At 56.8% G+C, this 23,869-nt stretch carries 22 protein-coding genes; 8 read left to right on the top strand and 14 right to left on the bottom strand.

Going from position 1 to position 23,869, the window contains the following annotated elements; translation table 11 throughout:
• Positions 1–2: 2 nt before the first annotated feature.
• A complete protein-coding gene (locus A5774_RS02105) occupies positions 3–944 on the bottom strand; it encodes a dihydrodipicolinate synthase family protein (protein WP_023019261.1) in 942 nt (313 codons plus the stop codon).
• A 150-nt stretch (positions 945–1,094) separates the two neighbouring features.
• Between A5774_RS02105 and A5774_RS02100 the strand changes: the two genes are divergently transcribed.
• From A5774_RS02100 to A5774_RS02085, 4 genes are all read left to right on the top strand, one after another.
• Entirely contained in the window at positions 1,095–2,282 is a 1,188-nt protein-coding gene (locus tag A5774_RS02100) for an N-acetylglucosamine-6-phosphate deacetylase (protein WP_231892314.1), read from the top strand.
• A gap of 39 nt (positions 2,283–2,321) precedes the next feature.
• Entirely contained in the window at positions 2,322–3,095 is a 774-nt protein-coding gene (locus tag A5774_RS02095; protein ID WP_064833172.1) for a glucosamine-6-phosphate deaminase, read from the top strand.
• 54 nt (positions 3,096–3,149) lie between these two features.
• A complete protein-coding gene (locus A5774_RS02090; protein WP_064833171.1) occupies positions 3,150–6,071 on the top strand; it encodes an FAD-binding and (Fe-S)-binding domain-containing protein in 2,922 nt (973 codons plus the stop codon).
• Positions 6,072–6,451: 380 nt separating this feature from the next.
• Positions 6,452–6,907 (top strand): hypothetical protein, encoded by a 456-nt coding sequence (locus A5774_RS02085; protein WP_126856203.1) that lies wholly within the window; start codon positions 6,452–6,454, stop codon positions 6,905–6,907.
• 56 nt (positions 6,908–6,963) lie between these two features.
• Here the strand turns inward: A5774_RS02085 and A5774_RS02080 are convergent, their stop codons facing one another.
• From A5774_RS02080 to lspA, 9 genes are all read right to left on the bottom strand, one after another.
• Complete coding sequence (locus tag A5774_RS02080) at positions 6,964–7,362, bottom strand: RNA-binding S4 domain-containing protein (RefSeq protein WP_023019256.1); 399 nt, start codon at positions 7,360–7,362, stop codon at positions 6,964–6,966.
• Positions 7,363–7,370: 8 nt separating this feature from the next.
• Positions 7,371–7,607, bottom strand: coding sequence for a hypothetical protein (locus tag A5774_RS02075; RefSeq protein WP_023019255.1), 237 nt, complete (start codon positions 7,605–7,607; stop codon positions 7,371–7,373).
• A 6-nt stretch (positions 7,608–7,613) separates the two neighbouring features.
• Positions 7,614–8,261 (bottom strand): YigZ family protein, encoded by a 648-nt coding sequence (locus tag A5774_RS02070; RefSeq protein ID WP_064833170.1) that lies wholly within the window; start codon positions 8,259–8,261, stop codon positions 7,614–7,616.
• Between the two features lie 13 nt (positions 8,262–8,274).
• Positions 8,275–9,576 carry a threonine ammonia-lyase IlvA gene (ilvA, locus tag A5774_RS02065; RefSeq protein WP_064833169.1) on the bottom strand — a complete coding sequence of 434 codons (1,302 nt, stop codon included), beginning with the start codon at positions 9,574–9,576 and terminating at the stop codon, positions 8,275–8,277.
• Between the two features lie 85 nt (positions 9,577–9,661).
• A complete protein-coding gene (dnaE, locus tag A5774_RS02060; protein ID WP_064833168.1) occupies positions 9,662–13,240 on the bottom strand; it encodes a DNA polymerase III subunit alpha in 3,579 nt (1,192 codons plus the stop codon).
• A 23-nt stretch (positions 13,241–13,263) separates the two neighbouring features.
• Complete coding sequence (locus A5774_RS02055) at positions 13,264–13,455, bottom strand: hypothetical protein (RefSeq protein WP_021352291.1); 192 nt, start codon at positions 13,453–13,455, stop codon at positions 13,264–13,266.
• Between the two features lie 10 nt (positions 13,456–13,465).
• Entirely contained in the window at positions 13,466–14,098 is a 633-nt protein-coding gene (locus tag A5774_RS02050; protein WP_156519524.1) for a hypothetical protein, read from the bottom strand.
• A gap of 91 nt (positions 14,099–14,189) precedes the next feature.
• Positions 14,190–15,125: an RluA family pseudouridine synthase gene (locus A5774_RS02045; RefSeq protein WP_064833166.1), complete on the bottom strand. Its 936-nt coding sequence runs from the start codon at positions 15,123–15,125 to the stop codon at positions 14,190–14,192.
• Positions 15,115–15,651 (bottom strand): signal peptidase II, encoded by a 537-nt coding sequence (gene lspA, locus A5774_RS02040; RefSeq protein WP_255342480.1) that lies wholly within the window; start codon positions 15,649–15,651, stop codon positions 15,115–15,117. The genes A5774_RS02045 and lspA overlap by 11 nt, the downstream gene beginning before the upstream one ends.
• 247 nt (positions 15,652–15,898) lie before the next feature.
• On the opposite strand from lspA, the gene A5774_RS02035 reads away from it, so the two are divergent.
• Together A5774_RS02035 and A5774_RS02030 are read left to right on the top strand one after the other, a co-directional pair.
• Entirely contained in the window at positions 15,899–16,960 is a 1,062-nt protein-coding gene (locus tag A5774_RS02035; protein ID WP_231892313.1) for a hypothetical protein, read from the top strand.
• Positions 16,961–17,344: 384 nt separating this feature from the next.
• Positions 17,345–19,006: an L-lactate permease gene (locus A5774_RS02030; RefSeq protein ID WP_369815505.1), complete on the top strand. Its 1,662-nt coding sequence runs from the start codon at positions 17,345–17,347 to the stop codon at positions 19,004–19,006.
• 120 nt (positions 19,007–19,126) lie between these two features.
• On the opposite strand, the gene A5774_RS02025 is transcribed toward A5774_RS02030, so the two are convergent.
• Positions 19,127–19,750 carry a hypothetical protein gene (locus tag A5774_RS02025; RefSeq protein WP_023019246.1) on the bottom strand — a complete coding sequence of 208 codons (624 nt, stop codon included), beginning with the start codon at positions 19,748–19,750 and terminating at the stop codon, positions 19,127–19,129.
• A 107-nt stretch (positions 19,751–19,857) separates the two neighbouring features.
• Here A5774_RS02025 and A5774_RS02020 point away from each other — a divergent pair, with 107 nt between their 5' ends.
• Positions 19,858–20,814, top strand: a complete 957-nt coding sequence (locus A5774_RS02020) for an asparaginase (RefSeq protein WP_064833164.1) — start codon at positions 19,858–19,860, stop codon at positions 20,812–20,814.
• On the opposite strand, the gene A5774_RS02015 is transcribed toward A5774_RS02020, so the two are convergent.
• From A5774_RS02015 to A5774_RS02005, 3 genes are all read right to left on the bottom strand, one after another.
• Positions 20,811–22,250 carry a DNA polymerase IV gene (locus tag A5774_RS02015; RefSeq protein ID WP_064833163.1) on the bottom strand — a complete coding sequence of 480 codons (1,440 nt, stop codon included), beginning with the start codon at positions 22,248–22,250 and terminating at the stop codon, positions 20,811–20,813. The genes A5774_RS02020 and A5774_RS02015 overlap by 4 nt on opposite strands.
• Before the next feature lie 79 nt (positions 22,251–22,329).
• Positions 22,330–23,043, bottom strand: a complete 714-nt coding sequence (gene cas5e / locus A5774_RS02010; RefSeq protein WP_064833162.1) for a type I-E CRISPR-associated protein Cas5/CasD — start codon at positions 23,041–23,043, stop codon at positions 22,330–22,332.
• Positions 23,036–23,644 (bottom strand): type I-E CRISPR-associated protein Cas7/Cse4/CasC, encoded by a 609-nt coding sequence (locus tag A5774_RS02005; RefSeq protein ID WP_369815503.1) that lies wholly within the window; start codon positions 23,642–23,644, stop codon positions 23,036–23,038. The genes cas5e and A5774_RS02005 overlap by 8 nt, the downstream gene beginning before the upstream one ends.
• Positions 23,645–23,667: 23 nt before the next feature.
• Here A5774_RS02005 and A5774_RS02000 point away from each other — a divergent pair.
• Positions 23,668–23,869 (top strand): type I-E CRISPR-associated protein Cas7/Cse4/CasC (locus A5774_RS02000; protein ID WP_231892312.1); only part of this gene is annotated, 202 nt, incomplete at its 3' end.

Raw genomic sequence — 23,869 nt, 5'->3', positions numbered from 1 at the left:
CGTTACACACCGTGGCTGAATTCATCAACGATGGCTGCGACCCGCGCATGTTCGTCGTCGTTAAGCGGCATGTGCGTAGGTGCCATGCGGGGGGAAGCAAAGATACCCAGATGGTGCAGTGCAGATTTGAATCCACCCAGCCCTGCCGCCGAGCCGCCCATCCGCGAGCCGTCGCCAACAAATGCTACGGCCATGAGCTTGTTGATGCGTTCTTGGATTTCGACGGCTTGTTCCCAGTTTTTCGCCCGGCACGTCTCGTGCAGTTGTACGTAGGCGTAGGGGTCAACATTGCCCAGGCCTGGCACGACGCCATCGCAGCCACCCAAGTAGGCGTAGTCCACGGTCATTTCTGAGCCGGTGAGTACGACGAAGTTTTCTAGCTGGGCTGTCTTGCGCGCGGCAACAACGGCGCGGGTGTAGTCATCCTTACCGCCCGAGTCTTTGATGCCTGCCAGCACTCCTTCTTGGGCCAGACGAATCAGCATAGGAATCTCCAGCACCACATTGACGGAGACCGGCAGGTTGTAGGCGAATAGCTTCAAGTCAGGTGCTGCAGCGTGTAGCTGGCGGAAGTGTTCTTCGATTTCGTTTGCGTGGGTGCGTACGTAAAACGGTGCGGTAGCTACCAGGGCGTCGACGCCTCGTTCGCGCGCATCAGCGACGTGTTCCAGGCAGCGTGGGGTGGTCATGTCGATGACGCCAGCAGCGACGGGCAGTCGACCAGCGTTTTGGTCAATGATGGTGTCCAGGACGATCTGCCGGTTTTCTCGGGTCAAAAAAGCGACCTCGGCCGAAGAGCCGAGTGCAAACAAGCCATGAATGCCGGCTTTGATCATCCGCTCTACCTGTGCGCGCAGCGAATCCGTATCAATGGAGAAATCCTCATTAAACGGGGTGACGATTGGGGGCACTACGCCGTGAAATGGCGCGATGGATTCTGACATTTCTTCTGCTCCTGACAATCCAGACAATTGGTGCACAATCTTTTCAGTAAACATCATACGTCTTATGTCTGCATGGGGTAGAATTCACAATTAAACGTTTCTCCGGTCAATATCTCAACCGGTCACTAGCTAAAGAGAATACTCAGGAGAATGATGCCCCCCTCTCCCACCGCCGCCGACCACGGCTTTCCGCGCCACCTAGAAGGTCGCCTTGTCACCGCACACGCTGTCTGGGATAACACCCGCATTACTATCGATGAAGCCGGCGTTGTCAGCACTGTCGAACAAACACCGGGCATTGGCGACATCACCTGGGTGCCGGGCTTTGTCGATTTGCACAATCACGGCGGAAATTCCGGCGCTTTCCCTTCTGGAACCACCGAAGATTGCCGTCGCGCAGCACGGTACCACCGCACACACGGCACCACGACATTGCTGGCCAGCTTGGTTTCTGCCACCGGCGATGAATTGGCCCGGCAAGCACACCGCCTCCACCCACTAGTGGGAGAAGGCCTGATTCACGGCATCCACATGGAAGGCCCGTTCGTCAATCCGGGTAAATGCGGCGCCCAAAACCCAGCCAAAATCATGCCTGGTAATCCTGATGTCTTCGCCCGCGTCATCGATGCCTCAAACAACACAGTCCGGTCAATCACCTTTGCGCCAGAAACCGATCACGTCGACGAACTGCTCCAGCTATGCGCAAACCACAACATCATCGCCTCCTTGGGGCACACCAACGCGGATTACGCCACCACCTCTGCCGTAATAACACGGGCTAGAGAACTTGGCGTAACCGTTACCGCCACCCACCTGTTTAATGCGATGCCTCCGATTCACCACCGCGAGCCTGGTGCGGCAGCCGCCTGCATCACCGCTGCACGACACGGGCAGGCGCACCTGGAAATCATCGGTGACGGAGTGCACTTAGCCGATGGAACCGTCGACATGATCATGGCCGGTGGTAATCCCTCTGCCTTTGCCATCACCGATGCCATGGAAGCAGCCGGACTTGCCGACGGCAGCTATAAGCTCGGCGGACTTGACGTGACAGTCAACACTGCAGTAGCCCGTCTGACCACCACAGATGGCAGCACCGGCAGCATTGCTGGCGGCACCACCACTTTGCTGGAACAGTTCACCCGCTTTGCCGCGCGTCACAGCCTGCCAGAAGCTGTGGCTTTTACTTCGAGCAATGCCCACGCGGTCCTGGGTCAACCCACAACTCTGCAAGACTCCACCAAGCCCGAAGACCCCACAGCGATCGTCGGCAAGCCAATCGACCTCGTCGGAATCGCCCCAAACCACACCATCCATGCGGTGCATTCAGCCCGCTGAATTTACTGCTTATAACGAAAGACTGCCAGGAACCCCATCATGGAAATACTCATTCGCGCCACCCCAGACGCTGTTGCCAAACAAGCAGCTGACATCATCGCAGGCTATGCCCGGAATGGTTCGGTGCTAGGCCTAGCAACCGGGTCAACACCAATCGCGACCTACCAAGAGCTCATCCGCCGACACCAACGCGAAGGGCTAAGCTTCGCTGGCTGCAAAGTTTTCATGCTCGATGAATACTTGGGCCTCGATCCACAACACGAGCAATCCTATGCCCGTACTATCCGCCGCGAGTTCACCGAGCACATCGACATCAACGATGCCGACGTCTTCTCCCCATCCGGCAACAGCGAAGACCCACTAGCCGCCGCTGCCGCATACGAGCAGCACATCACCAGTGAGCACGTGGCCATCCAACTCCTCGGCATCGGCACCAACGGACACATTGGTTTTAACGAGCCCACGTCGTCACTGAATTCCGTGACCCGAATGAAAACCCTGCACCCACAAACCATTCAAGACAACGCACGTTTTTTCGATGACGCCGAAGAAGTACCCACCCACGTGCTTACCCAAGGTTTGGCCACCATCCGCCGCGCCGGGCACCTATTGTTGGTTGCTACCGGTGCTAGCAAGGCAGCCGCGGTTGCGGCAACAGTGGAAGGACCGCTGTCGTCGATGTGCCCGGCCTCCACGTTGCAGCTACACCCGCACGCGACAGTGCTGATCGACGAAGAAGCTGCCGCACAGTTGACCTTCCGCGAGTATTACCAGTACGCAGACAAAAATAAGCCGGCGTTCCAGGGATATTAAACCCCACCGTGATTGCGCACACATCACCGAACGCAACCATATAAGGTATGAGCTATGAAAAAGCTCCTCACGCCCAATCCACAAAGTTACGGTCAGCCGGAGAATTCGGCGCCGCAGAGTGATGCCGTGCCCGCCAGCCATCTGAACACCGATAAACAGCAGCTTGTCGACGACTTGCGTGCGATCGTCGGTCCGGAAAACGTGCACGCACGTATTAGCGACATAGTCCGCTTTGCTTCCGACGGCGGCCCGTACCGCTTGCTCCCACAGGTCATCGTCGCACCGCGCAATACGAAGGATCTCTCGCGCGTGATGCGCTATGCCACCGATCATGGCCGAAATATCACTTTCCGCTCTGCTGGCACTTCACTCAACGGCCAGGCTCAGGGCGATGATCTGTTGGTGGATCTAAAAACCCACTTCACTGGCATGGAAGTTCGCGAAGGCGGCAAGGTGTTGTGGTCGCGCCCAGGCGTGGTCTTGGGCGATGCTCAGGCAGTACTAGGCCGAAAGGGTTTTATGCTCGGGCCGGATCCTGGTTCTACCTCGGTCTGTACCATCGGCGGCGTTCTTGCCAACAATGCTGGTGGTATGCGCTGCCGGCTGGAAAACGACAGCTACCACAGCATCCGGCAGGCGGAATTCGTGTTACCATCCGGCACAATCGTGAACACGCGCACCGGTGACGCGAAATTCCGCTCCCAAGAACCAGAATTACACGCTGGCCTGCTGCAACTGCGTGACAAGATCCGCAGCGACGAGCAGTTGGTTACACACTTGCGCGAGAAATTCTCCATCCGCAATACCAACGGTCTGCGCCTTGATGCTTTCTTGGATGAGGATGAACCAGTTCGCATCCTGATGCGTTTATTAGTTGGTTCCGAAGGCATTTTCGGTGCTTTTACCGAATGTGAGCTCGACACTGTTGCCTTACCGAAGAAGAAAGCTGTCTCCTGGGTCCAACTTCCGGACCTTTACCAGGCCGCTAATTACGTGGCACCGCTCATGGAAACTGGCGCCTGGGCCTGCGAATTGATGGTCGCGCCGGTGATGAAAAAATCCGTGGAAAACTTCGACCAAGCGCCAGCTGGCTGGGCCGATATCTCCGACGAATCCGCCGCCCTGCTGCTCGAAGTCGGTGGCGCCGATGACGAGGAGCTGGCCGATGCCATGGATCGTGTCAAAGATGTGCTTGCCGACGCCGAGCTGGCCGCCGAACTGGAATTCCTCACCAGTGATACAGACATTCGCGGTGCCTGGGCTATCCGTAATGGGCTGTTCGGGCTACTAGGTGCCGACCGCCCGCAAGGATCCGCACTGATCACCGAGGATGTTTGTTTCCCACCAGCACAAATCGGTGCGGCTGCAGCTGATTTGCTGCATTTACTCTCCCACTACGGTTACCCGGAAATGGTCATGGGCCATGCCGCCTTCGGTAACCTGCATTTCTTCCTCATCCCGGAATTTGATGATCCGAAAGAAAAAGAGAAATACGCCGAATTCCTGCGCGAGCTCGCGGATCTAGTCATCGATAAATACAACGGTTCGCTGAAAGCCGAGCACGGCACGGGCATCAACATGGCACCGTTCGTGCGCCAAGAATGGGGCGATGCGGCCTGGAATTTGATGTGGGAGGCCAAACAACTGATCGATCCCTCCGCGATGCTGGCCCCAGATGTGAAGCTAACCCACCGCACGGATAACCACCTGCATAACTTCAAATCTTTCCCGCGTGTGGAAGCAGAGATCAACCCATGTGTGGAATGCGGTTTCTGCGAGCCAGTGTGCCCATCACGGCACGCAACAGTCACTCCACGCCAGCGCATCGTACTGCGCCGAGAGATGGCCCGGCAAGCTCCAGGGTCCCCGGTGCTGCAGCAGTTGCAGAAAGAATACCAGTATGATGCCGTCGATATGTGCGCTGCCGACGGCACCTGTGCTATCCCCTGCCCCATCAGCATTGATACCGGTGCAGTGATGAAAAACCTGCGCGCCAAGCAGACCACCCCGCGCGCGGAAAAGGTCGCTTTGACCACCGCCGAAAAATGGGATGTCGTGGAAAAGCTCGCACGCGCTGGCATTATCAGTGCTAATAAGGTTGGGGAAAAAGCCGCTGGTTGGGCAGCAAACATGGCCCGCACGGTGATCAACCCAGACTTAGTGCCTGCGGTACCGGGCGCATTGCCCCAGGCAGCTAGCCGTTTGCCCGCGACCGAACGAGCCGGTGCCAACGCGGTGTATTTCCCGGCATGTGTGAACCGAATTTTTGGGCGCCCAGCTGGCTCAGACCCAGATACCGTCGATTTGCCACGTGCCATGGTGGAGCTTGCCCGCCGCAGCGGCCAGTCGTTGTGGATTCCAGACGACGTCACCGGTTTCTGCTGCGGCACACCGTGGTCGTCGAAGGGCTACCAGGATGGATTCAGCCACCAGGCGCATGCAATCGTGCGGAAGTTCCACGAATGGTCCGATGGGGGCAGGTTGCCGATCATCATCGATGCCTCGAGCTGCACCCACGGCTTGCTATCTGGTGTGCCCGAAGTACTAGACGCAGACACGCGACAGCTTTACGACGAACTACACATCATCGACATCGTGGAATGGTTGCATAAAGACGTCATCGACTACCTTCCTATCCATCACGACATGGGCACCATCGCAGTTCATCCCGCCTGTTCCACGCAACACATGGGCCAGACGGAGGCACTGGTGGCTGTGGCTAATCACGCCGGCCAAGCCAGCGTACCGTTTGGTGCAATGTGTTGCGGCACCGCCGGTGACCGTGGCCTGTTGCACCCTGAATTGGTGGAATCCGCCACCCGCGAGGAACGCACTGGGCTGGATGCCCGGCATTATGACGCGTTTGTATCCTCAAACCGCACGTGCGAGATGGGCTTGGATGTAGTCGCCGGCTATCAGTTCGATTCCGTTGCCGTACTGCTCGAAAAAGCTTCCCGTCCGGTGGTTACGCCGTAACTTTCTGTCGTTCTGGCGCTGGTACCAACCAGACTGATTGACGACGCCGGAAAAAACAGGGAACCACCGCTGGCCTGCGACAGTCCAATGTTGCTGTAACCATGAAACGCAGATGCTGCCAATTAACGCAGCAAGCCAGCGAAAGGATTCCCGTGACGGCACCAACTATTGCCCCAGCAGCGCCTTTAACCACCACAACCGGCACCATTGAGACCGGCCCCACTACGGCCAGGCCCCCACAAGCGCTAGCCAAATGCGTTCCTCTTATGCGACCGGGTTCCTGGGTGGACCAGCGCGGTTTAAGCGACGACGGATTCTGTGATTCTCTAGCTCACCTACCTTTGTCCCGCACCACTGCAGTGACACTCAGCGTCGATGATATGACCTTGAGCCACCGAGCGTTATCTGAATTCAACCTGCCCATGCGTCAGGCCTGGGATTTAGCCGCGGACAACGTCTTGCGAGCCGCCCACACACCGGAAGGTACCCAGTTCTGGACCCGTCCTGCCACACGACTCTTAGGTGGCAGCGCCCCACCGGGGCTACAGCTTCGCTCCTCCCCTGTTCCAGCTACCAGCTGGTTGGCTCACCCGCTTTTGCTGTCCGTGATGCACGACCACGTAGCACGGTTGTTAGGAAGCAGCGCTTTGATTTTCCTGGCTCCCAACACCGATACGCTGGTTGCGCTCACCGGTTGCTCGATTTCTACAGCAACTTCCTGGTTGCGGGTTGCAGCCGAACATACCCAGCCCGCATCGCAATTTTTCGGCTCCACAGATTTGCTCTGCGCTTCGCCACTGGTGGCAGCGCACGGGTTCCCCACAGAGTTGTGCTGACTAGGTTTCGCCGATTTGGTTGTGCTGATTAACTTGTGTTCATTAAGTTGTGCTGATTAGCCTCGTCGTTTCCCGGTGAATTTCTCCATCTCACGGCGGTCTTTTTTCGTCGGGCGCCCAGCACCTGGGTCCCGCTTAGGCACGCTGGGCTGCAGCGGCTTCGGTGGCGCCGGCGGTGAATAATCGATATAACAATGCTCCGCAATCTTCGCACCCACGCGTTTGGATACGGTCGCGTTAATCTCCAAACGGAATTCACGATCGTCTTTCCACACCGTGATCCGCAAACCTGGAACCACCGGTGTGGAGGGTTTAGCTACCTTGTCGCCGATCAGCACATGGCCTGCTTTCACAGCTTTGGTGGCTTCTGCCCGCGTCTTAAAAAAGCGTGTCGACCACAGCCAGGCGTCAATACGCACGGGTGCCGCCGAGGGTTCATTCGCCTTCGCAGTCATAAAAAACTCTAGTAATGGTCCTTATGGTTAACGATCTTGCGCACCTTGTTGTAGTTGTACACGCCACCGACCACAGCAACGATAAAGCCCAAAATCAACCAAAATGACGAGCTAGAAAACAAGAACGCGAACAATACGCCACCACCAATTCCGGCACCGACGCTAATCAGTCCGTTCTTGGAGTACTTGCGTACAGCCGCCTTGCGCCTGTCAATAGGGTTATGCGAAGTTGGTTGCATGCTCATGGACGTCTAGTCTACCGGCTTTTCCACCCACGCCGTACCAGCTTCAACTAGCTGCGCCGTTCCAGAAGTAAGTGCAGCCAATTGCGATTCAAGCTGCTCCACCGCGTCGGGATCCACCGCCAAGGTGTAGGTGACATCCGCTCCGTACTGGGTATCTGTGATCGTGATGTTTTTCGCACGCAGCTCGGCTTCGTATTTCTGTGCCGCAGCATGCGAGAAACTCACCTCATACAAATTACGCATGCACCGCAACCGTCGCTGCACCTGCGCTAAAGCATCCCCTGCCGTCTGCGAATACGCATGCACCAAACCACCCGCGCCCAGTTTGATACCACCAAAATAACGCACTACCACACACGCAAGGTCCTGCATTCCGGAGCCATTCAGCACATCCAATATCGGTTTGCCTGCAGTTCCACCCGGCTCACCATCATCTGAAGAACGTTCCACGGGGTTAGCCTGATCCACCCGGTAAACATATGCCGAGCAGTGATGCCGTGCATCGGGAAATTCTGCACGCACCCGATCAATAAACCCGCGTGCTTGTTCGTCGTCGGACACGCGCTCGATGATTCCAATGAACCGTGAGCGTTTTATCTCAATCTCTGCACGAAACGATTCGCCCGCCGCAGGCAGTTGATAACAATGCTCCATTCCTCGCTCAGTTCTACTTCACCAGATAGTCATATTCCGAAGTTCCCGGCAACAAACGCTGACATTCAATCGACGACGCAGCCATACGCTCAAGCAAAGGATCTAAGTCTGTAGCCGACCCCAATTCCAAGCCCACTAGTGCGGCCCCGGTTTCCCGGTTGTTTCGCTTGAGATATTCAAACAGCGTGATGTCATCGTCTGGGCCTAGTATTTCCATCAGGAAATGACGCAGCTGGCCTGGTTCTTGCAAGAAATTCACAAGGAAATAGTGTTTCAGCCCACGATCAACCAAGCTGCGTTCCATGATTTCTGCATAACGCAGCACATCGTTGTTGCCACCAGAAATAATGCACACCACTACTGAACCCGGCGCGATATCTATTTTTTCCAGGGCAGCCACTGAAAGTGCACCTGCGGGTTCAGCAATGATGCCTTCGTCTTGGTAAAGGCTCAGCTGGGCAGTGCATACAGCGCCTTCGGCTACCTGCAGGTTCTGGATACGTTCCCGGTTGGCATTGATGATGTGAAACGGTTTAGCTCCGATACGTTTGACCGCGGCCCCGTCAACGAAAGCATCCACAGTCTCCAGAGTCACCGGTTCACCGGCTGTCAGCGCAGCATCGAGCGAGGCTGCACCGAGTGGTTCTGCAGCCACGAGAGCAGCGTTTGGTGCCATGTCTGCAAAATAACTTGTGATGCCTGACAACAGGCCACCGCCACCGACGGGAACCACAACAGTATCCAAGCTGTGTCCGCGCGCGGATAACTGCGACAGAATCTCGGCGGCTACGGTGCCTTGACCGACGATGGTATCGCGAGCATCGAAAGGTTCGATAACGGTCGATCCGTGCTTCGTGGCTTCTTCCCGGGCGGCAGCTGCTGCCTCGTCGAAGTTGGAACCGGTGACCACGAGTTCGATGGCATCTCCGCCGTGGACTTTGATGCGGTTACGTTTTTGTTTCGGGGTTTTCGTCGGCACAAAAATCCGACCTTTGATGCCCATGGTGCGGCAAGCATAAGCCACACCCTGTGCGTGGTTGCCCGCCGAAGCAGCGACGATTCCAGCTTCACGTTCTTCCTGGCTGAGCTTCGCGATGGAATAGTACGCCCCACGAATTTTATAGGAGCGGACGTCTTGCAGGTCCTCGCGTTTCAAGAAGATTTCGGCACCGGTTTCCTGGGAAAGCCGAGGGCAATACTGCAATGGGGTAGGCGCAATTACACTGGAAATTCGCGACTGCGCAAGCTGAATATCGGCGGCCCGTACGGGCTCGAAATTGTCTGGGGACGCTGGCGCAGTCTGCGGGGTAGTCATAGCAAATCATTGTAACCACCCCAGTGCAGATCACATAGCTAGCTATCACGGATAATTCCCAAAAATTATCCGTCGCCATGCTGGCTTAGGTCTGCGCCATGACGATGCCCGGACCCATCGTGGCTTTCAAGTCCCCCATCAAGCTATTTGAACGATCGACCGTCAGGTGATCACCGAGCACGAGTACTTCTTCAGCCTCGCCGTGGCTAAGGGTTAGGTAGACTTCGGTATCGCCTGGGTGGTCCAATAACACGGATTTCAGCGCGGCGATGGCTTCCATCGAGCACTGTTGCGTCGTCAAGTGCAAACGCAACGGCAGCCCTGCTCCCCCGCCGCGCCCTAACTCGGGAACGCGCATGTCACTACCAATAACCTTCTGATCGCCGTCACCCCAGACTTGGATCTGGGCTTTGAACAGCACGATATTATCTTCCACAATATCTTCCGCCACCAGCGAATAAGCCTTGCTGAAGACCCATACGTCGACCTGCGCACCATGATGGTCCTCAATGGTGACGATCGCCCACGGCGAACCATCCTTTTTGGAAAAGCGCCGGTCTACGTTCGAAATAATGCCGCCGATGACCACATTTTGCTTCGGCTTTAACTCACCGGAAACCACCGTCGTCAGTGCGGTATCGATATACGACGCCAGCGCTTGTTCGTATCCGTCCAGTGGGTGGCCAGAAACATACAGCCCAAGCATTTCGCGTTCAAGAGCCAATTCATGTTTCCGCTCCCAGGATTCATCCGGAACAGTGATGGTGAATGCGTTTTGTTCGGAATCATCACCGCCCATGCCGGCAAACAAATCGAATTGGCCCTTATCCGCGGCCTTCTTCGTTGATTGTACCGAGTCGACGGCATCTTCCTGGATCAACATCAAACCCTTGCGCGGATGCCCCAGCGAATCGAAAGCGCCGGCTTTAATCAAGGCTTCCGTAATCCGCTTTGAGCACGGCAACAGCTCGATCTTGTCCAGGTAATCGCCAAACGAGCGGTAGGCACCTTTTTGCTTGCGCGTTTTAATAATCGAATTGACAACTTCAGTACCAACGTTGCGCACAGCCCCCATGCCGTAACGAATGTCTTTGCCGACAGCCATGAACTCGACATCCGACTCGTTGACATCTGGCGGCATCACCTTGATGCCCAGGTGTCGGCAGTCAGCCAGATAGATCGCAGACTTATCTTTTTTATCTCCCACCGAGGTCAGCAAGGCGGCCATATATTCCGCGGTGTAATAGGCCTTCAGGTACCCAGTCCAGAAAGACACGAGCCCGTACCCTGCCGCGTGTGATTTGTTGAACGCATAGGACGCAAACGGCTCGATAACGCCCCACAAGGTATCGCAAGCTTCCTTGGAATAGCCATTTTCTGCCATGCCCGCAGAGAACTTCTCGTATTGCTGGGCCAACACTTCCGGTTTCTTCTTACCCATGGCTTTTCGGAAACCATCCGCCTCACCAGCGGTATAGTTCGCGAGCTTCTGCGAAATACGCATGATCTGCTCCTGGTACACGATCAGACCATAGGTTTCCGCCAGGATCTCTTCCAACGGCTCTGCCAGCTCCGGGTGGATCGGAGTAATCGGTTTCCGCCCGTTTTTGCGATCGGCATAATCCAAGTGGGCATTCACGCCCATCGGGCCTGGCCGATACAGCGCAAGCGCGGCGACGATGTCTTTGAACCCAGTCGGGTTCATGCGTTTCAGCAACTCCTGCATACCCGTAGAGTCCAGCTGGAACACACCCAAGGTTTCGCCACGCGACAACAGCCGGTACACCTCGGAAACCGATTCGTCGTCAGGCATGAGCGTTTCCAGATCAATTTCTTCGCCGCGGTTTTGCCGGATATTGCGCAACGCATCACCGATCACCGTCAGGTTACGCAGGCCCAGAAAGTCCATCTTCAGCAGGCCGATGGCCTCACAAGCGGGGTAATCCCAACCGGTAATGATCGCACCGTCGGCGTTGCGCTTCCACATCGGAATGTGCTCCATCAGCGGCACCGAAGCCATAATCACCGCACACGCATGCACGCCCGGTTGGCGCACCACGCCTTCCAAACCGCGGGCGGTGTCGTAAATCTTTTTCACGTCCGGGTCAGATTCGATGAGGTTACGCACCTCGGTGGCCTCGGAATAGCGCTCGTGTTCCGGATCCATGATGCCGGAAAGCGGAATGTCTTTAGCCATAATCGGCGCTGGCAGCGCGCCATTGATGCGGTCAGCCATCTGGAAACCGGGTTGCCCGAAATGCACCTTCGCCGCATCTTTAATCGCCTGTTTAGTCTTCACTGTGCCGAAGGTGATCACCTGAGCGATCTTGTCCTCGCCCCAGCGTTCTGCGGCATAGGTGATCATTTCACCACGCCGACGGTCATCGAAGTCAATATCGATATCAGGCGCCGACGGGCGTTCTGGGTTCAAGAAACGCTCGAACAACAGGCCGTGCTCAATCGGGTCGATATTGGTAATCGTCAACGCATACGCCACCAGTGCGCCCGCGGCTGATCCGCGCCCCGGACCGACCCAAATGCCCACCGAACGAGCATATTTAATGATCTCCGCGACGATCAGAAAGTACGACGGATACCCTTTGCCATCAATGACCTCGATTTCGTATTCCGCACGCTCGATATATTCGCGGGGAACTTCCTGGCCGGGGAAACGTTCTGCCAGGCCCTCCATCACCTCGTGGTGCAGCCACGTCGTCGGCGTATACCCCTCTGGCACATCCGCAACCGGCATGCGATCATGCGAGTGTTCTTCCCACATGGAGGAATAATCACCAACGCGCTCGGCAATCCATAACGTGTTATCGCAACCATCGGGAACCATGTGATCCCAGTTCTCACGCATTTCCGCTGCAGATTTGATGTAGTAGCCGTCGCCATCAAACTTAAAGCGATCCGGGTCTTGGAAAGTTTTGCCCGTCTGCACGCACAGCATTGCCTCGTGGGCTTTAGCTTGCGATTGCAACACGTAATGGCAGTCGTTGGTCACCAGCGGCGGCAAGTCCAGGCGCTTGCCGATCTCTAGCAATTGATCCCTGGTGCGCTTTTCGATGTCCAGCCCATGGTCCATCAACTCCAGGAAATAATTTTCCTTGCCGTAGATGTCTTGCCACATGGCTGCGGCTTCTAAAGCCTGGTTAAATTGCCCCAACCGCAGACGCGTCTGTACATCTCCCGACGGACAACCAGTAGTTGCGATGATGCCGTCGGCATGCTCGGCAATCAGCTCAGCGTCCATGCGCGGCCACTTACCAAGCTGGCCTTCGTAGGATGCCAGCGATGAAAGCTTAAACAGATTTTTCAAACCCGTAGCATTTTCCGCGAGCATCGTCTGGTGCAAGTACGCACCCGAGGCTGAGACGTCGTCCCGTTTTTGATCCGGCGTACCCCAGCGGACGCGGTTTTTATTGAAGCGAGATTCCGGGGCCATATAGGCCTCGATACCAATGATCGGCTTGATACCTTTCGACGTCATGCGACGATAAAACGCATCCGCACCAAACATATTGCCGTGGTCAGTCATGCCGACGGCGGGCATTTCTTGCCGGTTCACCTCTTCCGAAAGCAGATCCACCTTGGCCATACCATCCAACATGGAAAATTCGGTGTGGTTATGCAGATGAACGAAAGAGGATTTTTTAGCCATGGAGTTATTCTAGCGCCTGGCGGCTAAGACTCCAGTGCTTCTTGTGCACGCGCATGAGCACGCAAAACATAAAACGCTACGAAGGCACCCACGATCGCAGCAAATAATCCTGGCCAGGCGAAAGAACCATTGAATACGCCAATGACCAAGCTGAAACAGCCCACAAAAATCGCCAAAAGCGCGGCGGTAAAAGTGATCGATTCTCGCTTCTTCATAGCCAGAATTCTAGCGGAAGCGCGGGTTCTCGCCGCGGGCAACCTGCGGTGGACTGATGCCAAACTGTCCCCACACCGCATCCGGGGGCAGCACTTCGACAGCGTCAATGCGTGGATCGTGGGTGAAAGCTTCCAGCTTCCGTGGGGTGTCATAAGCGATGACGGCAATGATGCCAGACGATTCTATTTCCCTCGGAGATTCCGCTATCTGCGAATGCTTCATCCCAGAAGCAGCTGCTATGGTGCTGGTGAAAATCTGCGTCCGCGCGGCCGCAATTTCACTATCAGAGGGAATGCCAGTTCGGTCAGGGGCCGCGGTTGGTTCTGGGTCCGCGGCTGGTTCTGGCAAGGCCAGAATCTGCGCATCTTGCGTAATCAAGCTCCCTACTCGACGGAGGTCAGCAACCAAGCTACCTGCGTCAGCACTAGACAGCGGAGCAGCGAAAGAGAGCATCGCGAACGCTGGCTGTTCCGGTGCTCGCTGTAGAGCTGCTGCCAAGGAGGCGTCGGCAAGCGCTGTGTAGTCTGCACGACTCTGCTGAACATGTGGGCCCAGATGATCTCCAGCAAAAGGACGCGGGCGCGCGTTGTCGTCGCCGCCAGCCCACCACACAAGTGCTGTAACCAGAACAACGAGAAGCACCAGCTCGCCCAAGCCGCGACCAGGTATTCTCTGTGAGGGATTGCCCTGCAACTTTTACCTCGGTAACTCTGTTTCTGCCTCGGCAACTCTGTTATTGCCGAAGTTTGCCGAGGGCGTCGGCAAGATCATCCGGGTACGGAGCTTCAATTTCCATCCAGTGACCGTCACCGGGATGGTGGAATCCCACCTTGACCGCATGTAACCACTGGCGCTGCAAGCCCAACCGCTGCGCCAAATTCGGATCTGAACCATACATTGGGTCCCCGCAGCATGGGTGCCCCAGCGCAGACATGTGCACGCGAATCTGGTGCGTACGCCCGGTTTCCAGGGAAATCTCCAACAAACTAGCCTCGCGGAAAGCTTCCAGCAAACGATAGTGCGTGGTAGCGCGCTTACCATCGTCGGTGACTGCAAATTTCCAACCGGCGCTGGGATGGCGCCCGATAGAACCGTCCACGGTGCCCTCGATAGGATCCGGCAACCCCTGCACCAATGCATGGTAGGTTTTGGACACATTGCGCTCGCGAAACGCGTTTTTCAAGCTGCTATAACCACGCTCCGAAGCCGCCACCACCATCACCCCCGAAGTACCGACGTCTAGGCGCTGCACAATGCCCTTGCGCTCCGGCGGGCCAGACGTCGAGATGCGGAATCCAGCCGCAGCCAGACCACCCACCACAGTGGGGCCTTCCCAACCAACAGTAGGATGCGCGACCACGCCCACAGGCTTGTGCACCGCGATCAAATCGTCGTCGAAGTACAAAATGTCCATACCTTCAACGAGTTCTTCTTTTGGCACCAGTGGCTTTGCAGGTTCTGGCAGTGTGACCTCCAACCAGGCACCTTCATGTAAGCGTTCCGACTTGCCGACGGCGGTGCCGTCGACCAGCACGTCCCCGTCCGCACTCAGGTTCGCCGCAACTGTGCGCGACAGCCCCAGCAATTTCGCCAACGCAGCATCGACACGCATACCTGCCAGTCCTTCCGGCACCGGCAACGAACGGGTCTCACGTGGGTTAGTGCTCATCGTCGACCTCCTTGGCTGGGCGTGCTGGTTGCTCAATGCTGTTTTGTGGCGTGTCTGTTACTGCTTTGCGTGCTCGATGCTCTTCCGTGAACACCGCGGCCAGGAACAACACGACACCGACGGTGATAAACGAGTCTGCGACATTGAAAATGGCAAAATCGCCCACCGAAATGAAATCCACCACGTGGCCGAACCAAAAACCCGGCTCGCGGAACAGTCGATCCACTAAATTTCCGCCTGCGCCACCAGCAACCATCGCCAGAGCGATTGCTTGGAAACGGTCGTCGATGCGTGGCGACGCTAGCAGCACCCCGACGAGGAAAACCAGCTGAAAGGTAGTAAACAGCCACGTAGAAGATTCGCTACCTAGGGAAAACGCCGCTCCTGGGTTGTAGACCAGTAAAAAGCGGAACCAGTCACCGAGAATTGGGAAGGCTTGACCGGGTTGCAGTGCAGCCTCGATAGCGATTTTGCTGGCTTGGTCGAACCCTACGACACCTGCGATTACCAGCAACATGAGCCGCAGGTAGGGTGCGCGTCGTCGAGTTGGCAACGTTTTTAACCTAGTCACGGCCTTTATTGTTCCTGAAAGTAGGGTTTTACGTGAAATCGCCGCGCTGGCTAAACTGGCAAGCGTGATTTCTGCTGCTGCTTTTTCCCATTTTGCTTCTCGTGGCTCGACGGGTTCTCGCCGCTCAGCCAATTCTCGCCGCTCAGCTAATTCGCGGCACTCTGCCCGTTCGCGGCGCGACGCCAAATCCCGACGCCTTGCTATGGCTTCGCTCTTAACGACGTCGGCCCTGCTACTAGCTGCCTGTGGGGAAGAAGGCTCGGCAAGCGATGAGACCAGCAACAGCGCGGGCGCCAGTGCCGGTAGCGCGGGTGAACGTCGTGGCGAAGCCCCTGCTACAGAGCAAGCCGTCGGGCTTCCGCTGGACCCACCACGCATCCAGGTGCTGTCTACCGGTACGGGCGAGCGCAAGCTCCTGTCCTACAACGACGTGAGTTCCGAGCAAGCAGTCGATATTCAAGTATCAGAAGGGTTCCAGCAGCTGGTCATGAAAAATGATCAACTGGTGACCGAGGCCCCGGAACTGGGAGATTTGGTGACCACTACTCTGCCGGTGGCTGGTTCCGTGCTGGTTCCAGAAGGTTTTACTGACTCGACTCCCGGTGCAGGTTCTGCGCGACATGTCGATTTCCGGGTGCGCGACCCACATATTTCCGGAACCAAAACTAGCACCAGCTCTGCTGATGATGCCGGTTTAAATGCGGCAGGTTTAGCAGAGGAGATCGCTTCTGCCGACGGTTTTGGTTTTGGTTGGTTGGCTGAAAATAATGGCCAGTTAAATACGTTGCTGTTGGCCGCACCGCAACAGGCTAGCGATCAGGCGCGTGCTGTTGTGGAACAGTCGCTGACGAAGTTGGTGTCCACACCCGTGATTTTCCCGGACGAGCCAGTGGGCATTGATGCGCAATGGTCGGTGGATTCTCGTGTCACTGGCGAAGCAACCATGCTGCAAACCACGACGTTTACGGTGACAGATATTTCTGGCGATGAGGTGAAACTTGATATCTCCGTCGAGCAACGTCCCGCACTTGGAGCGTTGTCCTTAGAGGGGCATGCTGGCGCGGAAGGTTTTGCCGACGACACTTTGAATGTGACTAGCACCGATACTCGCTCACGTGGTTCTTTGACCGTGGATATGAAACAGCCGCTGCCGGTTGCTGGCGAGCTCGATTTCACCACGCGCGTGGTCTACGGCAACGACGACGGTGCAGCCAGCGTCGTGCAGGATTCTTCCACTCGAATGCGTTTTAGCAGCGCGCAATAGCAGCACATGCCACTAAGGTTCTCTGCATAATGTGGACGGGTTAACCAACCGCTGCATTGGCGCGGGTTTCGTCGGCAAACGCCCGCTGCTTCTAAGAATCCCGTACCGAAGACTCCCCCAGAAACTGTGTTTTGCAGGTAATTCAATTTCGTGAATTGGGCTGTGTTAACGTCATTTTCGTGACTCATGTTACCGGTTTGTGCCCCAATTTTCCGGGTGCCTGAATCGATTTAGCTACGTGCTGCATTCTCAATGCATCAGCGCGATGGATGCACCAGCACCAGCGCGGCGGATGCTACGCAGTCGGCTAAGTATCTTCTCGTAACGCCTCATTACGAAGCTTTTTATCCACCTCACAGTTCGGAGTCTCCCGTGAACCAATTTATGGTTAATACCGAAGCTATCGGAGGAAGTCTCGGGCTCACCGCCCTCATTTCCGCCGTTCCACTGGTGACCTTCTTCGTCATGCTGTTGTTCGTGAAAGCACGCGCACACACCTCAGGCGCCGCGGCCCTACTAGCAGCACTGCTGATTGCCATTTTCGGCATGAGCATGCCAGTCGACGCTGCGCTTTCGTCTGCTTTCCGCGGTGGTCTATTCGGCCTATTTCCGATCGTCTGGGTCATCATGATGGCGATCTGGTTCTACCAGGTCACCGTCGTTTCCGGCCGATTCCAAGACCTGCGCCGCACATTCGATGCCCTCGGTAACGGCGATATTCGTATTCAAGCCATCCTTATTGCCTTCTGTTTCGGTGGATTGCTGGAAGCACTCGCCGGGTTCGGTGCTCCAGTGGCAATTACCGCAACGATGATCCTGGCCCTGGGCGTAAAGCCACTGAAGGCCGCCACCACAGTTTTGCTGGCTAATACCGCCCCGGTAGCCTTCGGCGCCGTCGCAATCCCAATTACCACCGCAGGTAACGTCGGCGGACGTACCGTCGAACAGACCGAAAACATCGCAGCCATCGTCGGACACCAGGCTCCATTTTTCGCCTTCTTAGTGCCGTTTATCTTGCTGTTTATCCTCGACGGATTCCGCGGTGTGCGCGAAGCCGCTCCGGCAGCAGCAATCATTGGTGGTTCCTTCGCAATCGCACAATGGTGGGCATCGAACTTCTTCGCCTATCAGCTCACCGACATCGTCGCCTGCCTGGCTTCCCTGGGCGCTGCTTTCGCTTTCTTGCGCGTGTGGCAGCCCAAGGGCGTTGCCGCCATGCGTAAGCGTCTTGACATCCCAGAACGCGAAGACGATGGCGAGGTATTGACCAAGTCTCGTGTCTGGATGGCCATGATGCCGTATGCCATCGTTACCGTCATCTTTGGTCTGGCAAACCTCGGCGAAACCATCCCGGGCATCCTAGATAAGGCAAAAATTTCTTTCGCCTGGCCGTTGCTCACCGACCGTCTGGTTAACGCCTCTGGCGATGTCATCGACACTTCGTACACCTTCAAGATCATCAATAACCCAGGTACGCTGCTGTTGATCTCCGGAATCATCGTTGCGGTTGTTTACGGAATCTACAACCACAACGGTAAGTTCCGCGTCAAAGGTAGCGACGTCGTCAGTGAGCTAACCAGCACTGCATACAAGATGCGCTGGACTGCATTGACCATCGTCATGGTTCTGGCGCTGGCCTATGTCATGAACTACTCCGGCCAAACCGTCGCCATGGGCACCTACGTCGCCTCGCTCGGTGCTGTCTACGGCTTCCTGGCACCAGTTCTGGGCTGGGTCGGCACCGCGATTACTGGCTCCGACACATCCGCCAACGCACTGTTCGCGAACCTACAAGTCACCGCCGCTAATAACATCGGCCTCAACCCAGACCTGTTGCTGGCAGCTAATACCACCGGTGGTGTCGTCGGCAAGATGATCTCACCACAATCGCTGGCTATTGCGGCCACCGCCGTCAGCATGGAAGGCAAGGAAAGCTCGATTTTCAAGTCGGTGGTTGGTTACTCCATCATCCTGCTGATCGGGCTCTGCACCTTAGTCTTCTTGCAAACAAACATCCTGTCCTGGATGGCTCCGGTTGTGAACTAAGTTCGAGCACCCGATACAAACAAAAGACCGTCTGCACCAATCTCATCTGGTGCAGGCGGTCTTTGTCTATCGCGAGTCTAAGAACTCGTGGCCCATAATTATTTACTGCGCAGGAATTATTTACTGCGCAGGAGCCGGGTGCTCTCCGTGCTCGTTGTGTGCCTCCGGCAATTCCTGGTGGCCTTCGTCGATAACTTCAGCCTCGTTCGGTGGTACCTCAACGCCGCCATCCATACAGACCGCTGGAACCTGCTCTGGTTCCACAGTATTGGTAACCAAGACGCAGGCCCATTCACGTGAAAGCTTCCAGTGGCCATCTTGGTGGATGAACTCGACGTTATCGGCAGGCTGCACCTCACGCTCTGGCAAAGAGTAGGCGACGGTCGCCAACGCTGATCCCTCGGTGTAACCCGGCAAAACGGGATCGACGACGTTGAATTCAGCTCCCGATTCCATCTTTGCGGCAGCCATGGTGTCGAACAGCTCTGGGAATTCCTCGCCGCCTTCGACGGTGAGTACACGCTCTTCTGCAGGCAGGTTCGGGTCTGCAGCGCGCTGCAAAACGTCGTTCAGCACTTCTTTGGTAGGCAGCTCAACTGGCGCGGCCTTGGCCGAAGTGCTCGATTCTGCTTTCTTCGTGCTTTCGGCGGCGGTACCCGCGTTGTCGGCGTCGTCAGAGCAAGCCGCCAGGGTCAGCGCCAAACCGACAGTCGCGGCGGCGATGCTCGTTTTCGTGAATTTCACGGTTAATCCTCCAAAATAGACATCTGCGTAAGCAAATTCGAAGCCACAGCTTTGATACTCGTAGCGCTCGAAGAAATCTTACCCGTGTGCCTTTTATACTTGAATTCATGACTCGCCAGATTTCCGTCATCTGCACCGGCGGCACCATCGCATGTACCACCAATGAATCCGGCGCGCTCGTGCCCACGGTCAGCGGCCAACAGCTTGTCGACGCCGCGCAACAACAACTTCGCCAGCAACCAACCGGGCACAACAGGCTTGTCGACGAGCTCACCTTCTGCGTCCACGACGCACTGCAGTTAGATTCCTCCTCGATCGGCCTACCAGAACTGGACACGCTGCTGGCTGCCATCACCGAACAAGCTACCGATCCTGCGGTGGACGCGGTCGTCGTCACGCATGGCACAGATTCTATGGAGGAATCTGCCTTCGCCACCGCCCTGCTGGTGCACGGCGCGCCAGTGGTGTTCACGGGGGCACAACGCTCCTTCGATCATCCGGAGACCGACGGGCCGGGCAACCTGGCGGGCGCAATCAGACGCGCTGTGGAATTGCTCCCAACCAACGCAGTGGAAGTGCACTTCGGCGGGCAGAATCTGCCTGCTACCGCGGTACACAAACGCCACACTGCAGAGCTCACTGCTTTCATCGCACACGGTAGTGCGGCAACGGTACCAAAATTCGCCACGCTGCCATCTTTATCCGGCTTCCGGGTGCCCGTGCTCGCAGGATATCCCGGCGCCACCGCGGAACTGCTAGCTTACGCCGTGGATACAGGCGTCGACGGGGTGGTCATCGAAGCACTGGGGTCCGGGAATATGTCCGCAGAACTCGGGCAGGCCGCACAGCGTGCACTACGACACGGAATCCCAGTTATCGTGGCCACACGTGTGCCCCACGGCGCAGTGCAGCTGGCCTACGGTGGTGGCGGCGGCGGGGCCACCTTAGCTGAACACGGTGCGATTTCCGCACGCACGGTGCATCCAGGCCAAGCGCGGCTAGCCTTGATTATTGCCTTGGCCACCGGCACAGCCCCGGAAGAATTATTCCGCTGCTTCGATTAATGCAACTTTTCGGCTAACCAATCCTGCCACGCCAAAGAATCCAGTGGGTCCGCCGGCACCAATTGCGAGTCATCGGCAGGGAAAGTCCGGGTCTTGCCAGGACCGGTGGCTCGGGTTTCGAATCGCACAGACACCACCCCGTGCCCACTGCCTTGGATCCAGCCGTGACCGAAATCTGGGTGGAACACATCCTGGGTTGCGCGCCAGTGGCTGCCGGGAAGCTCAGGTGCACTGGGTTGTTCGGCCGCCGCGTCTTCTACAGCCCCCGGAACCACTACCCCATCCGCGCCCGGAATACCGGTGACCATCGTTGGTTCTTCCATGCTCACCCCACCGCTAGCACTCGCGGCAACCTGCCGCTGCGCTGCGCGGTCCAACTCCGGAAACAACACGTCTTGCCGGGCGGTTTCCAAACCGGAATAGCCGACGCCGACTAACCGCACGGGACCGGTTTCTGCTGGGTAACGGACAATAGTGCCGGCGACTGCACGCAAGGTTTCGGCGTTATCGGTGGCATACGGGAGGGTGGCCGAGCGGGTTTCGGTGCGAAAATCCGCCATTTTTAGCTTCACCGTGACCGTGCGCGCACCCCGGCCGTCGGCAAGCAAGCGTTTATGTGCAGATTCCGCGGCCCAGCCAAGCGCCTCATCCACCTCTGCGGCGGTGGTCAGGTCCTTAGCAAAGGTTTGTTCCGCCGAATGTGACTTCGCCTCTGCGCGCGGGGCCACCGGCCGCTCGTCAATGCCACGCGCCAGGTGCCACAAGTCCATGCCGAGGGTGCCGCCCAACGAGATTTTTACCTCCCGCTCGCTCATATTCGCCAGATCACCGATCGTCGTCACGCCAATGGCCTGGAGCTTTGACGCCGTTACTGGGCCCACGCCCCACAGCTTGCCGACGGGCAACGGGTGCAGAAATTCCAGTTCTTCGTCAACAGGAATGATCTTGGAGCCATCCGGTTTCGCCTGGCCCGAGCCGATTTTTGCAAATTGTTTTCCAGAGCCCGCGCCAATCGAAGACGGCAAACCGGTGATGTCTTTGATCTCTGCGCGTAGGTTATCCGCCCAGTCCTTGACCTCTGCCGCGGTGGCTCCGATGAGTTCGGCAGGTTCCATGAAGGCTTCGTCGATAGAGAGTTGTTCCACCAGGTCCACGCGCTGGTGAATCAGCTCAAACACGCGTTTGCTGGCAGCCGAGTACACAGCTTTACGCGGCTGGATTTGTACCGCGCCAAAGCCGATGAGTTGCAACGCGCGGTACGTCGGCATCGCAGACGACACCCCGAATTTGCGGGCCTCATAGGAAGCCCCGGCAACAACTCCCCGGCCATTCATGCCACCAACGATGACGGGGCGGCCGCGCAGAGTGGGCCGCGTCAGCTGTTCGACGGAAGCGAAAAACGCGTCCATGTCGATGTGAATGACCCAGCGCTGCATGCCTTCCAGTCTAGTGACTGTGCTCGAGTACGGCTGACCGTGCGAGGGTTTCTCCTAGCTTCTCACTAGTGGCTTCTCACTAGTGTTGCGTCTGCCGGCGAACCAACTCGAATGGGCGCAGTTTGTCCATCCATTCTGCACGGCTTCGTGCTGCAGGCACCATGGTCTGTGCCGGTGCGGCTGCCTGTCCGAGTGCGTGTTGGTAGAGCTTCACCGAAACTTTTCCATTAGTTATTTTTTGCTCATTCCGCGCCAACACGGGCAGCTGGGTGAGCACGCTAGCATCACCGACCCCCAGATAAAACGGGAACGATGCCGCGAAAGCTTTGCGCCCTAAATAAATGGAGAATTCGGGGTGTGACAAGGCATAATCGAGTTCCTCAGTGTGTTCTGGTGCTGTCGCCTGCACAAGAAACTCGGCATCGGCGAGGTAGGTGCGCTGGGAAATGACGGTGGCACCTACCCCAGGTTTGTAGGCTAGTTTTTTCGCCGACCGTGCCGACAGACCTTGGGTGACGGCCAGACGTCGTCGAAAATCCCATTCGTCTTCACGCGAGCCGATAGTGTGAAAATCATCCAGGAACTGCGGTGGGTGGTCTTCACGGACTCGGAAATCAATCTCGCTGAGCCACGCTGGCCACTGCCCGCGCGGCGCGCCTAAAGCCGCGGCCACCAGCCCTTGCAAAGCTGATTGCGTCGGCACTGGATTAGTGCGTACTAAGTTGCCGGTCACCGCTGGTTTCGCCCAGGACTGCACGGGCCCGGCGAGCCTGAGGTAGACAGAACTAGTCATCGTAAACCCATTCAGTAACGGTATCGATAAGCTGATCCAGCCCAACCGGTTCCACACCTGGAAGTGCCCCTGCCAACTCGGGATAAGTACCCGATAACACCTCGACCGGACCAAAGTTGCTGGCATCGAAAGAACGTGCCCGCTGGTATTGTTCGCCTAACGCGTTTACCGTGGATTCCAGGAAGCCGCCGTTTTTCGCGGCCACCACGGGCGATTCAAAATCATAAGCGGTGCGGTATCGCTGTTCTTCGGCGAAAACGAGTGCTGGCAGCGTATAAGGTGCAGTGGAATTTTCCTTACCACGGGGCTGGCCGTAGACAATGCTGCGCACGAGTTCTTTGACGTTGTCGCGCGAGTCTGGATTATCGAATGCTGCCCAGCTCCGGCGTAGCTGGGCTTTATCGATGGTCACTGTACGGTAGAAAACCCCACTGGTGTATTGGCTTACTCCCAAGAAGGTAGCACCAGTCTTGTTTTGTTCTTCGTAGCGGTCGTCGACGGTGGAAAAATAGTCTGTGTCGATGCTTGCAGCGTGTGTCGTTACCGCCGGGGACACGCTCAGCGCAGCTTCTGTGTTGTTTTGCGGAGAGTTGGCAAACATACGGCCAAAAGCGGAAATCGCCAGTGAACCGGTCCATCTGGTTATCACAAGAAGAAATTGAGACCGCCGCACAGACCGTGGTCGATATTCTCAGCCCGCAGGAAGATGCTGAAAAGGCAGAGGTACAGGATTTCATCAACGGCACCAAGACCGGTTCACTGGCGATTTCCGCTTTTGGCCGTATGTTTGCCAACTCTCCGCAAAACAACACAGAAGCTGCGCTGA

It is taken from the genome of Corynebacterium sp. EPI-003-04-2554_SCH2473622 (assembly GCF_001665955.1).
Lineage (GTDB): Bacteria > Actinomycetota > Actinomycetes > Mycobacteriales > Mycobacteriaceae > Corynebacterium > Corynebacterium pseudodiphtheriticum.
The sequence above is the reverse complement of the archived record's forward strand: the minus strand, read 5'-3'. Positions and strand labels throughout refer to the sequence as shown.